The 10,785-nt window shown below is 65.8% G+C and carries 13 protein-coding genes; 11 read left to right on the top strand and 2 right to left on the bottom strand.

Annotation, left to right across the window (positions count from 1 at the left end):
* Window positions 1-492 precede the first annotated feature (492 nt).
* Entirely contained in the window at window positions 493-789 is a 297-nt protein-coding gene (locus ABZ693_RS13260; RefSeq protein WP_359875976.1) for a hypothetical protein, read from the bottom strand.
* Between the two features lie 196 nt (window positions 790-985).
* Here ABZ693_RS13260 and ABZ693_RS13255 point away from each other — a divergent pair, with 196 nt between their 5' ends.
* The 11 genes from ABZ693_RS13255 to ABZ693_RS36265 all read left to right on the top strand — a co-directional run bounded on the left by ABZ693_RS13255 (window position 986) and on the right by ABZ693_RS36265 (window position 10,206).
* Complete coding sequence (locus tag ABZ693_RS13255) at window positions 986-1,327, top strand: HNH endonuclease (RefSeq protein ID WP_359875975.1); 342 nt, start codon at window positions 986-988, stop codon at window positions 1,325-1,327.
* A gap of 927 nt (window positions 1,328-2,254) precedes the next feature.
* A complete protein-coding gene (locus ABZ693_RS13250) occupies window positions 2,255-2,752 on the top strand; it encodes a phage terminase small subunit P27 family (protein WP_359875974.1) in 498 nt (165 codons plus the stop codon).
* Window positions 2,733-4,430 carry a terminase large subunit gene (locus ABZ693_RS13245; RefSeq protein WP_359875973.1) on the top strand — a complete coding sequence of 566 codons (1,698 nt, stop codon included), beginning with the start codon at window positions 2,733-2,735 and terminating at the stop codon, window positions 4,428-4,430. The genes ABZ693_RS13250 and ABZ693_RS13245 overlap by 20 nt, the downstream gene beginning before the upstream one ends.
* A gap of 11 nt (window positions 4,431-4,441) precedes the next feature.
* Entirely contained in the window at window positions 4,442-5,878 is a 1,437-nt protein-coding gene (locus ABZ693_RS13240; protein WP_359875972.1) for a phage portal protein, read from the top strand.
* A complete protein-coding gene (locus tag ABZ693_RS13235) occupies window positions 5,878-6,858 on the top strand; it encodes a VG15 protein (protein ID WP_494485948.1) in 981 nt (326 codons plus the stop codon). Before ABZ693_RS13240 ends, ABZ693_RS13235 begins: the two co-directional genes overlap by 1 nt.
* Before the next feature lie 10 nt (window positions 6,859-6,868).
* Window positions 6,869-7,456 (top strand): hypothetical protein, encoded by a 588-nt coding sequence (locus ABZ693_RS13230; RefSeq protein ID WP_359875970.1) that lies wholly within the window; start codon window positions 6,869-6,871, stop codon window positions 7,454-7,456.
* Window positions 7,457-7,533: 77 nt separating this feature from the next.
* Entirely contained in the window at window positions 7,534-8,490 is a 957-nt protein-coding gene (locus ABZ693_RS13225) for a major capsid protein (RefSeq protein WP_359875969.1), read from the top strand.
* A gap of 192 nt (window positions 8,491-8,682) precedes the next feature.
* Window positions 8,683-9,216: a hypothetical protein gene (locus tag ABZ693_RS13220; RefSeq protein WP_359875968.1), complete on the top strand. Its 534-nt coding sequence runs from the start codon at window positions 8,683-8,685 to the stop codon at window positions 9,214-9,216.
* Window positions 9,213-9,557, top strand: coding sequence for a hypothetical protein (locus ABZ693_RS13215; RefSeq protein WP_359875967.1), 345 nt, complete (start codon window positions 9,213-9,215; stop codon window positions 9,555-9,557). Before ABZ693_RS13220 ends, ABZ693_RS13215 begins: the two co-directional genes overlap by 4 nt.
* The gene (locus ABZ693_RS13210; protein WP_359875966.1) at window positions 9,554-9,802 is read left to right on the top strand and encodes a hypothetical protein; all 249 of its coding nucleotides are present in this window, start codon (window positions 9,554-9,556) and stop codon (window positions 9,800-9,802) included. The genes ABZ693_RS13215 and ABZ693_RS13210 overlap by 4 nt, the downstream gene beginning before the upstream one ends.
* Window positions 9,709-10,206: a phage tail termination protein gene (locus ABZ693_RS36265; protein ID WP_494485947.1), complete on the top strand. Its 498-nt coding sequence runs from the start codon at window positions 9,709-9,711 to the stop codon at window positions 10,204-10,206. The genes ABZ693_RS13210 and ABZ693_RS36265 overlap by 94 nt, the downstream gene beginning before the upstream one ends.
* Here ABZ693_RS36265 and ABZ693_RS13200 read toward each other — a convergent pair whose 3' ends face one another.
* Window positions 10,207-10,761, bottom strand: coding sequence for a hypothetical protein (locus tag ABZ693_RS13200; RefSeq protein WP_359875964.1), 555 nt, complete (start codon window positions 10,759-10,761; stop codon window positions 10,207-10,209).
* Window positions 10,762-10,785: the final 24 nt, after the last annotated feature.

Below are 10,785 nucleotides of genomic sequence, written 5' to 3'. Positions count from 1 at the left end.
GGTGCGGGAATCTGCTGGTCCCTACACCGTAGTGAGGGGCCGCACGGCGGGATCCGGAGCCGGACGAACGGTGCGGGAATCTGCTGGTCCCTACACCGTAGTGAGGGGCCGCACGGCGGGATCCGGAGCCGGACGAACGGTGCGGGAATCTGCTGGTCCCTACAACACAGTGAGGGGCCGCACGGGGCACCGAGCACGCCGCACGGCGGGTGCCGGGAATCTGCTGGTCCCTACAACACAGTGAGGGCGGGACTACCGCGCACCCACCCCGAGGGGGAAGTTCGGCGGCCCGAGTGCCCGCCCTCACACCGGCTCTGCCCGTGCTGCACCGCACCCCGCGTCACAGGGGTGGCCTGGTGTCGACGTGTGGCAGAGCGCGGGGACTGCACCGCTTGTTCGTGACCGGCCCGTCTGAGGGCTGCTGGACGGCTGTGCAGTCCCCTTTGTGTCCGGACCGGCCCTGAGCCGGCGAGGACGTCTAGTTCTTCGGGATCAGGTCATCGGGCGTCGGCGAGCGCGAAGCAGGCGGATGCCCTTTGTGGCGTAAACGGTGGCCATGAGTGCAAAGCCAACGAAGGTAAGCCAGCCCCACGAGTCAGCTAGCACCAACGCAAGTAGCAAGCTGCCGAGGATCAACAGGCCGCCGATGGCTTCCAGGAGGTCAAAGCGCGCTTTGGAGCGTTGCGCGGGGTCTGGGCCGCGTAGTCGGCGGACAAGGGGGACGAGAGCGAGTGCCTGAAAGATGGTCAGGCCGAATGCGGTCCAGACGAACCAGTCGGGTATGTCCACGGCGCGAACTGTAGCGCTCGGCAGAGATCTTTGAGTGAAGACCCGATGGCACAGTCCAGGCCCGCTGACCCAACGGCAGAGGTGCGCGGTACCGGCCCCTTCGGGGAGATCCGGAAGCACTCCGCAGAGTTCCCCGGTTCGAGTCCGGGGGCGGGCACGACAACGACGACCAGGCCGACGACATCAAGGGGGCGCCATGCGCTGTATCGACTGCACGGAGCCGGCGACTCATCGCCGACGCTGCGAGCGGCACCACCGGGAGTACGAGAAGCGGCCCGCTGTTCAGGTTCGCCGTGCACGGGCTCGTCGGCGAGCGGAGCGGCACGACGCTGCTGCACGGCTCCGCCGGGTCATCGAGCGCAAGACCAAGGCGTGGTGTGACTGGTGCCTAGGCAACTTCGCGGTGGCAGAGGTGGACATCGATCACGTGCGGCCCCTCTCGATGGGAGGGACCGACACGGACGGGAACGTTCAGGTGCTGTGCCACGGGTGCCATCAGCTCAAGACGGCGACCGAGTTCGGGGTGAGCAGCGTCTAGCGCTGTGTCCACCATGTGAGGGCTGCCCCGCCCCCGGTCGTGACGATGGCCACGAGCCATCCAGGGATGCGCTGCATCGTCACGTGGAGTACGCCCGCGTGTAACTCGAACACAGGGCGGGGTTTGATTGATTTCTCGACCTCCATCTCTGCCTCAGTGCTGCTCTTGCCTTCAATTTTGGATGCCACGGCTGCACCCTCCCTTCCTGGTGGCTTCAGTAAACCTCACCGAAAGCCCCATAACTCTTTCGCTTTGGAGAGAGTTTCCGGAGCCGCTCCGTCCCAATGCGTGCCCGCTCGTGGAACGACTTTTTCACAGCGTCGCGGGAGTCTGTTCACCGCCGTGAACCCGCTGCGTGTGTCACAAGCACCCAATTCTTTATTGCTGGAGGTGCCCCCATGCCCAGACGACCCCGCCCCCCGTGCAGCATCCCCGGGTGCCCCGAACTGACCGCCCGTGGGGGCCGCTGTGCCGCTCACCAGAGGGAAGCGAACGCACAGCGGGAGACGCCAGGAACGAGCGCGTACGGGCGACGGTGGCCGAGCATCCGGCGCCGCTACCTGTACGTCCATCCGTGGTGTGTTCTGTGCTCGAAGCCGGCGACGGTTGCGGATCATTTCCCTGAGTCGCGCCGTTCGCTGCTCGCTCGTGGTGTCACCGATCCGGACGCGTGGTCGCGTCTGCGTCCGCTGTGCACGTCGTGTCATAGCCGTGAGACGGCGAAGCATCAGCCCGGCGGATTCGCTGCGGAAGCGCGGTCACGGCGTGAATCGGCCGAGCGTCCGCCGTTTTGACCAGGGGGGCACCCCCGACCCCTCCCGAGGCTGCACGGCAGGGAGGGAAAAGACTCGCGCCGCAACTGGGGCCGTTTGCGCGGGTTTCCGTGCTGCTCGAATGACCGACTCGCGACCCGGGAGGGGTGAGGGAATGGCAGATCCGACACGTAGGAAGCCGCCGTTGCAGGTGGTCCGGGAGGGCAACCCCGGGAAGCGTCCTGTTGCCGAGGGGGTGAGCGTTCCGCCGGCCGAGCTGGTCGAGCCGGAATGGACGGACACGTTCGCGGACGTGTCCGGGGACCAGGGCGCGGTGAATGCCCGGTGCCGGGAAGTCGCTTCCCGTGAGTGGCAACGCGTCGTTCCCGTGCTGGAGTTCACGGCCGGGCTCGGCAGCGTGGACACGGCCACGCTCACTGATTACTGCATCTGCGTCGCTCGAATTGATCAGTGTGAGCGTGAGATTTCCGTGAACGGGATTCTCATGCTGGGTGAGCGCGGGTGGCAGAAGAACGGCGCGACCACGATTGTCGGGCAGTACCGCACTCAGCTTGCCCGGTACATCGGCGAACTCGGCTTGTCTCCCTCTGCCCGGGGTCGGCTGACCCCGCCGGACAACATGGGGGACGACGATGGAGACGTATTCGACTGACGGTCTGCCCGTCCCGCTGGACGTATTGCGGGAACTCGGGCTCACCGAGGACGAGATAGCCGACGCTTGCCGGTCTCGCCCCCTCGTGATTGCAGCGCAAGCCTCGGAAGCCCCGGGCGCCTATTTCGATGTGTCCGCCGCTCGCCGAGCCGTGGACGCTATCCAGACGTTCAAGCATACAAAGGGGCGTTGGGGTAACTCGCGGCTCAAGCTCGCGCCGTGGCAGATCGTTTGGGTAATCGCTCCGATCTTCGGATGGCTCGCCCATGACCCCGAGCTAGGACGCGCAGTGCGTGTCATTCGCTCGGCTTGGATTGAAGTCCCGCGTAAGAACGGTAAGTCCACGCTCTCGTCCGGTATCGGGCTGGTGCTGCTGCTCGCGGACCGCGAGATCGGTGCAGAGGTGTACGCGGCTGCTGGTTCGCTTCCACAGGCAGAGCGGGTCTTTGATGACGCTAAGCGTATGGCGCTCACTTCGCGGGCCGTACGGGGCCGTGTAGAGGTTCTACGGGGCCTTATCCGAGTCCCGCGTACCGGCGGCATCTTTCGCGCGCTGTCGAAGATCGCGGAGACCGCACATGGGCTCAATGTGTCCGGCGCGATCGTCGACGAGGTGCACGTTCACAAGCGCCGTGACCTTATCGACGCTATCGAGACTGGCACGGGTGCCCGTGATCAGCCGTTGGTCATCTACATCACAACGGCGGATGAGGGCACCGAGGGCAGCATCTATGACGAGAAGCACACGTATACGCGCCGCTGCGCGGACAATGTGGTCTCGGATCCCGGTCACTACGGGGTTATTTGGGCTGCCGAGGAGTCGGACGATCCTTTCGCGGAAAGTACATGGCGTAAGGCTAATCCGGGGTTGGGCGCGTCCCCGTCGCTCGCGTATATGCGGCGTGAGGCAAACAAGGCGCGGTCGACACCGAGTTATTTCGCGACATTCTGCCGGCTGTCGCTCAACCGGCGTATGCGGGCCGCTTCACGGTGGCTGCCGCTCTCGTTGTGGGACGAGAACGATGGAACGGTGAACGACAAAGCGTTTCGGTACCGGCGAGCGTGGGGTGGGGTCGACCTGTCTGCGGTCTCCGATCTGTCGGCATGGGTGCTCGCTGTGGAGTCCCGTGTGCCTGGGGTCGAGTTGGAGTTGATCGTTCGGTTTTGGCTGCCAGAGGAGAGAGCCGACGAGCTAGAGCAACAGCTACAGGTGCCGATCCGGCAATGGGCCCGCGAGGGGCTGATCACGCTTACCGAGGGCGACGCGATCGACTATGACGCGATCGAGAAACAAATAGTTGCGGACTGCCGCCGGCTGGACGTTCAGCGCATCAGCTATGACCGCATGTTCGCCGGGCAGCTTGTCCAGCGCATCGAATCGCGGACGCGCGGTGTCGACGTCGTGCCGGTCGCGCAGACGTACCTAGGGATGTCCCCCGGATGCAAGGAGCTTGAACGTCTCTTGCGCGAGGGGCGAATACGGCACGGCGGTAATACCGTGCTCCGCTGGAATGCGAGCGTCGTGGAGGTCTACCGCGACGGAAACGACAACATGCGCCCGGTGAAGCCGGATCGCGGCAAGTCATCCGCGCGAATCGACGGCATTGCCGCTGCGGTCATGGCGCTTGACGGATACGTGCGCCGACCGCTGAAGAAGCCTCGCGCCGCGAGTGCCTAGAGAGGGGGGTCATGGCGGAAACACCGCTAAAGATGATGGAGCGGCTCTACCAGAAGTTGCAGCGGCGGAGTCAGAAGATCCGGAAGTGGTCGGATTACTTCGAGGGAAAGCATCCGTTGCTCTTCGCCTCGCCCGAGTTCTCCACCCAAACGGGAGACCTGTTTGACGGGTTCTCCGACAACTGGTGCCGGACCATCACGCACGCTACCGCCGAACGGCTGCGGCCCCTCGCGTTCAGGCTGGAAGACGGTTCGATCGATAAGGCCGCCGAACGGGCGTGGAAGCGCAGTGGCTGCCACGTCGAAGTTAACCTAGCGCTATTGGAAGCGCTGATCTCCGGCCGGTCGTTCGCGCTGGTGTGGAAGCCGGACGGCGTCGGCACGGAGATCACTTTTGAGAAGCCGACCACGGCGGTCGTGGAGTACGTTCCGGGGCGTCGTCGTCTCCGTGCGGCGGGGCTCAAGGTGTGGACGGATCATGATTTGGAGTTCGCCACCCTCTTTACCCCGTCGATGGTGTACCGGTGGCAGCGGCTCCGCGCGGGTTCCGGGGGAGTGTGGACCGGTCGCACTGCGGGGCTTTCCCGTGGTGAGGCGAGCCACGTCCCGAATCCTTTGAAGGTTGTGCCGCTGGTCGAGTTGCCGAACTTGACTCGGCTTGGCGCGTCACCGGTCTCGGAACTGGCCCCGGTCATCCCGCTTCAGAACGCCATTAACGCGCTGTGGGCGCACGCAATGACGGCGAGCGACGAACGGGCCCTTCCCGCCCGTGTCGTCCTCGGAATGGACCGCCCTGTTCGGGAGATCATCGACCCGGATAGCGGCGAAGTGGTCGGCGAAGAGGACGAGCCGCTAGCGAAGTTCCGCTCTGACCGCCTGCTGTGGCTAGAACGCCAGGGTGCGAGCATCGCTGAATTCTCGGCTGCTGATCTTCGGGGATTCCTTGATTTGATCACTCAGGCAGTCGAGCACATTGCCGCGCAGACCCGCACACCCGCTATCTACCTGAATAAGAAGCTGATTAACATTCCCGAGTCTGCCGTTTCGGCGGACGAGAGTGGGCTTGTGGCGAAGGCGTACGAGCGACAGGACCACTTCGGCGCGGGACTGCAAGAGGTCATGCGGCTGGAAGCCCTCGCGGCCGGAGAACCGAAGCGGGCTGAATCTCTTTCTCTGGGCTCCGTGGTGTGGCGTGACCCGCACTTCAGGACAGAGGTCCAGTTCGCGGACTCGCTCGTGAAGTTGAAGTCCATCGGTGTACCGGACGAGGCTCTGTGGGAGCGGATTCCCGGGGTTACGCACGACGTCATCGAGCGATGGAAGCGAATGCGCGACGACCAAGCGGGCGCGATCCTCGGCGGAAACGTTGCCGCGCTGTACGGGCCGAAGCCTGCCGAGGACCACCAGGGCGACGACGAGCCCGCGAACGAGCTGTTGGACGCCGCGTAGTGGCCGACTCAGCGACGCTCGCGCAGACCCGGTACACGGAAGTCCAGAGCATCACGCGGGGCGTTGTCGACGCTGTGCAAGCGTTGTGGCGAGACGTGGCCCCGGACCGGATCTTGTCGGCCATGTCTGGCGAGACCGGCCGCGCGATCCTCGCCACCGTGACCACGGGACAGATGACCGCAGCGGCGGGCGCGCAAGCGTTCGTCACGGCGTCGATGCTCGCCCAAGGAGTGGCAGCTGGCCCGGTCGGTCTGCTGAACCCGTCGGCGCTGGTCGGGGTCGCCGCCGATGCTCGACCGCTTGCCACGCTGCTGTACGTTCCGGCGGTCACCACGGCGCAGACCCTCGCGTTGGGGGCATCTCCGGAAGCGGCTGCCCTCGCGGGGCTGAATCAAATGTCCATGCTCGTGTCAACGACGGTCGCCGACACGGCCCGTGCGGCAACATCGGTAGCCATGGCTGCCGAGCCCCGCTGCGTGTCCTACGTCCGCGTCGTGCGGCTGCCCGCGTGTGCCCGGTGCGTCGTCCTCGCCGGCAGGCAGTACAGCCACAGCACCGGTTTCCAGCGGCACCCGCGCTGTGACTGCGGCATGGAACCGATGCCGGATGCCGAGTGGCGCGGGACCGACACCCCGGAAGATCTCTTCCGCCGGATGAGCCCCGCGGAACAGCGGAAGCGGCTCGGGGCAGCGGGGGTCAAGGCCCTGGAGGCGGGGGCCGATCTCGGGCAGCTCGTGAATGCCCGCCGAGGGCTGTCGACGGCTGCCACGGGCCGGGGCCCAATGCGAGTGACCAACGAGGGAGTGACCCGTCGGGGTATTGGCGGGCGCGCACTGGACTTCGGCTACGCGAAGGAGTCGGGGCAGCGGTACGAGCGCGCGAAGGAAGCCCGCCTCATGCCCGAGAGCATTCTCAAACTCGCCGGCGATAACCGAGAGCACCAAATAGCGATGCTCCGAAAGCACGGCTACATCACATAGAGAGGGACCCATGTCCAACGATCCCACCGCGACCCCCAACCCGCCCGGCCCGGAGCAGAAGCCGGGCGAGGGCAACCAGAAGCCGACCGGCAACCCGCCCGAGGGCACGGCGCCGGGTGCGAGCGGTGCCGACTCGGCGGCCGAGCTGTCGGCCGAGCGCACTGCCCGAGCTGCGGCAGAGAAGCGAGCCACGGACGCCGAAGCCGAAGCGTCCCGGCTCCGCCGGTCGAACGCTGCGACCCGGGGCACCGATCTTGACGCGCTGCGCGAGGAAGTGCGGGCCGACTTCATGGGGCAGCTCGTTCGTGCCGAGCTGCGCGCAGCGGCAACGGGTCGGCTCCGTGACCCGGCGGACGCGCTCGCCCTGGTCGACCTGGAGGCGTTCACTGGTACGGCCGGCGACGTCGATGCGGCGGCTATCGCGGCTGCCGTGGACCAGCTCGTCAAGGACAAGCCGTATCTCGCTGCCGAGACCGCGACGAGTCCGGCCCCGTGGGGTGACGTGGGCTCGGGGCAGCGGGGCAGCACGGACCCGAAGGACGAGCCCGCCGAATCTCCCTTCCATCGGCTGAGGGACGCGTACAGCGACGCCGAGTAGTACACCCGACCCACCTTCCGAGGGACACACGAACCCGTGCGTCCCTATTTTCATGCCCAAACTCAGGGAGATAGCACATGGCGCTTTCGCTTGCCGAGTCCGCGAAGCTCAGCACGACCAATCTTCAGCGCGGGGTCATTGAAACGTTCGTCCAGGAGTCTTCCATCCTGGACCGCATTCCGCTTATGCCCATCGAGGGCAACTCGTACAGCTACAACGAGGAAGCCACCCTCCCGGGAGTCGCTTTTCGTGGCGTGAACGAGGGCTACACCGAGTCCACCGGCACGGTAAACCAGAAGTCGGAATCCCTCGTGATTCTCGGCGGTGACGCTGATGTGGATCGGTTCATCGTCCAGACGCGTGGCAACCTGAATGATCAGCGAGCAATTCAGACCCGCATGAAGGTCAAGGCTGCCGCATTCAAGTACCAGGACACGTTTTTCAACGGTGACACCGCTACCGACCCCAAGTCCTTTGACGGTCTGCGTAAGCGGCTCACCGGCACACAGGTAATTTCTGCGGGCACGAACGGCGCTCCGATCGTAGGCAACGGCGGTGCGGACGCGCATGCGTTCTTTGATCTGCTGGACGGCCTGGTGGGCTCCGTCCCGGGCCTGAACAGCACCAACGGCGCGATCTACGCCAACCGTCAGGTGATCGCGAAGATCAAGTCTGCGGCTCGCCGGCTCGGCGGATACGAGATGGTCCGCGAGGCTCTGACTGGAAAGCTGGTCGCGACGTACAACGGAATTCCGCTGCTCGACCCGGGCCAGACTGCTGCGGGTGCCGACATCCTTCCGCAGACGGAAACTCAGGGCACTGCCACTGACGCGTCCAGCGTCTATGCGGTTCGATTCGGCCAGACCGAGGACGACCAGGCCGTGACCGGTCTCACCAATGGTGGCGTCATGGTGGACGATCTCGGGCAGCTCGAATCGAAGCCGGCTTACCGCACCCGAATCGAGTTCTATTGCGGTCTCGCCGTATTCGGCGGTAAGGCTTCCGCTCGCCTCAATGGCGTTCTCGCCAAGTAATCGGAGGGGGTAGGGGATGCCGCCGCGTAAGCGAGCCGCAGCGTCCGTGCCCCGGATTCCGCACGCGGATTCGTGCGCCGACCCGTCCAGAATTGAGCGCTTTCCGGTGCTCGACTCGGACGGGGCGGACCGGACCGTGACGCGGTGTCTGGCGTGCGGCGCACAGACAGTTAAGTAAGAGGGGCGGACCGAATGGAACTCCCTGCACTGGCCACCGTGGACCAGCTCGCCGCATGGACGCAGCGCGAGCCGGACGAGCTGCCCGAGGGCGCCGCCCTGGTCCTCGATGTGGCGTCCGCAGTGGTCCGCCGGGAAGCCCGGCAGAACTTCACCAGGGGCACCAGCTCGGCGACCCTCTACCCCGATGCGGGGTGGGTAGCGCTGCCGCAGCGTCCCGTGATCTCCGTGCAGTCGGTCCACCAGGGCGGGCAGCTCGTCCCGCCGGAACGGTGGCAGCTCGTCCGGGACCGGCTCGCCGTGGTCGACGACCAGGCCGTGACCGTCACCTACACCCACGGGTACGCGACGGTGCCCGGTGACGTCCTGGCCGTGGTGCTCACCCTCGCCGGCCGAGTGCTCACCAACCCGTCCGACCTGAGACAGGAAAGCGTGGGCTCGGTCTCGGTGACCTACTCGGCCGAGACCATCGGGGCATCCCTTGCCCCGGCGGACCGGGACCTACTCGCCCGGTATCGGCGACGCGTCGCGGTGGTGAGGCTCCGGTGAGCGTCCACTACACACAGACCGTCGTGGTCGTCCGGGCGCCGTTCGTGGTCGACCGGTACGGCAACGAGACCACCGTTCGGGACTGGACGAACGCCACCAGGACGACCGTCCATCGGGTATCCGTCCAGCCGGACGCGTCGACCGAGGACACCGGGGATCGGCCCGTGGTCGTCACCGGGTGGCGACTGGCCACCCGTCGCGGTGTCGATGTCGAACTACAGCCCGGAGACCGCGTGGTGGCGCTCGGCCGGCTGCTCGACGTGGACGGCGACGTTGCGCGGTGGACGGTCTCGGGGCGCCACCATCACACCGAGGCACGGCTTAAGGAGGTGATCGGGTGAAGTTTCGTCCGAACAGATCCGGCATCAACTCTCTTATGAAAACGCCAAGTTCGGGGGCAGAGATTAGCCGGATCGCCGAGCGCATCGCGTCCGCAGCGACGTCGACCACGGGCGGCGACTTCCGCACAGACTCCGCCCTCGGGACGCACCGATGGCGTGCCGCTGTGATCGGCAACTACACGAAACACAACGACATCGAGGGCACGCGGCGGGCTCTGCTCGGCGGGCTGGACGGTGCCGAGTGAGCACCCGCCCCGTGGTCGTTATGCCGGACGCCGTCGCTGTGGTCACCGGGTACCTCCGGGCCGCTCTCGCGGTAGCCGGCGAACCCGTGCCGGTCGTGTCCCGTGTCCCCTCGCCCCGCCCTGCTCGGTTCGTCCGGGTGGAGCGGGTGGGGGGCATGCGTCAGACGGTCGTGTCCGACCGGCCCCGGCTCGACATCCACGCGTGGGCCGAGACCGAAGCCGCCGCCGCTGATCTCGCCGAGCTGGTCCGCGCCCTGGTCCACGCCATCCCCGGAGTCCGGGGCGGGGTGCCGGTCTACACCGTGCGCGAAGTCGGGGGGCCGCAGTGGCTACCCGATCCCGAGTCTGGCTGTCCCCGCTACGCGTTCGCCGTGGAAATCCACATGCGCGGACGCGTGCTGTAGCTATCCGCGCCGCTTGTCCGATCCGTCATTGTCAAGCGCTATGGGAGCCACGTCTAGGAAATCGCGTATACCGAGCATTGCCGTGGCACCTTGCAGAGACTGAAAGAACCCGGGTATTGCGTCGCTCTCATAGCCATCCGCTCCCGCGTAACAAAGCGCGATCTCATGGAACCGTTTCGCGGTTACCCGCACCGTGGAGTTCTGCTCTTCAGCGGCGTGTGCGACCTCTTTCGGACCTGCTAGCGCGACGTCCAAGAACGCCGTTTGGACGCCCTTCATGGCTTCTTCGAGACGGTCTGCAGTCTGACTTGTAAAGATCTCGGGAGTCGGGTCTTGTTCGAAATAGAACGAGTCGACTATTTCGGCAAACGCCCAATGGGCTTCGATGAACTTTCGATATGAAGCCTGCCGAAACTCGCGACGCTGCCGAGTGTGTTCCGCCCGAGCTCCAAATTTGGCGGTTTTCCATTGAGATATCCCGGTGACCAGTCCCGCCCCTACGGCTCCGGAAGCGCCCGCCACTGCGCCAAGTACGGCGGCCAATCCTGCATCCATGGGCGCACATCGTACAGCCACACG

This window comes from Streptomyces laurentii (genome assembly GCF_040635425.1).
In the GTDB taxonomy this organism is placed as follows: Bacteria; Actinomycetota; Actinomycetes; order Streptomycetales; family Streptomycetaceae; genus Streptomyces; species Streptomyces laurentii.
Note: the sequence above shows the minus strand (reverse complement) of the source record. Positions and strands in the feature narration are given on the sequence as shown.

Excerpts from the sequence above, each read along its gene's own strand:
- ABZ693_RS13245 (WP_359875973.1), top strand. The coding sequence starts at position 2,733 with ATGGAGACGTATTCGACTGACGGTCTGCCCGTCCCGCTGGACGTATTG.
- ABZ693_RS13255 (WP_359875975.1), top strand. The coding sequence starts at position 986 with ATGCGCTGTATCGACTGCACGGAGCCGGCGACTCATCGCCGACGCTGC.
- ABZ693_RS13200 (WP_359875964.1), bottom strand. The coding sequence starts at position 10,761 with ATGGATGCAGGATTGGCCGCCGTACTTGGCGCAGTGGCGGGCGCTTCC.
- ABZ693_RS36265 (WP_494485947.1), top strand. The coding sequence starts at position 9,709 with ATGGCGTGCCGCTGTGATCGGCAACTACACGAAACACAACGACATCGA.
- ABZ693_RS13230 (WP_359875970.1), top strand. The coding sequence starts at position 6,869 with ATGTCCAACGATCCCACCGCGACCCCCAACCCGCCCGGCCCGGAGCAG.
- ABZ693_RS13240 (WP_359875972.1), top strand. The coding sequence starts at position 4,442 with ATGGCGGAAACACCGCTAAAGATGATGGAGCGGCTCTACCAGAAGTTG.
- ABZ693_RS13250 (WP_359875974.1), top strand. The coding sequence starts at position 2,255 with ATGGCAGATCCGACACGTAGGAAGCCGCCGTTGCAGGTGGTCCGGGAG.
- ABZ693_RS13220 (WP_359875968.1), top strand. The coding sequence starts at position 8,683 with ATGGAACTCCCTGCACTGGCCACCGTGGACCAGCTCGCCGCATGGACG.
- ABZ693_RS13225 (WP_359875969.1), top strand. The coding sequence starts at position 7,534 with ATGGCGCTTTCGCTTGCCGAGTCCGCGAAGCTCAGCACGACCAATCTT.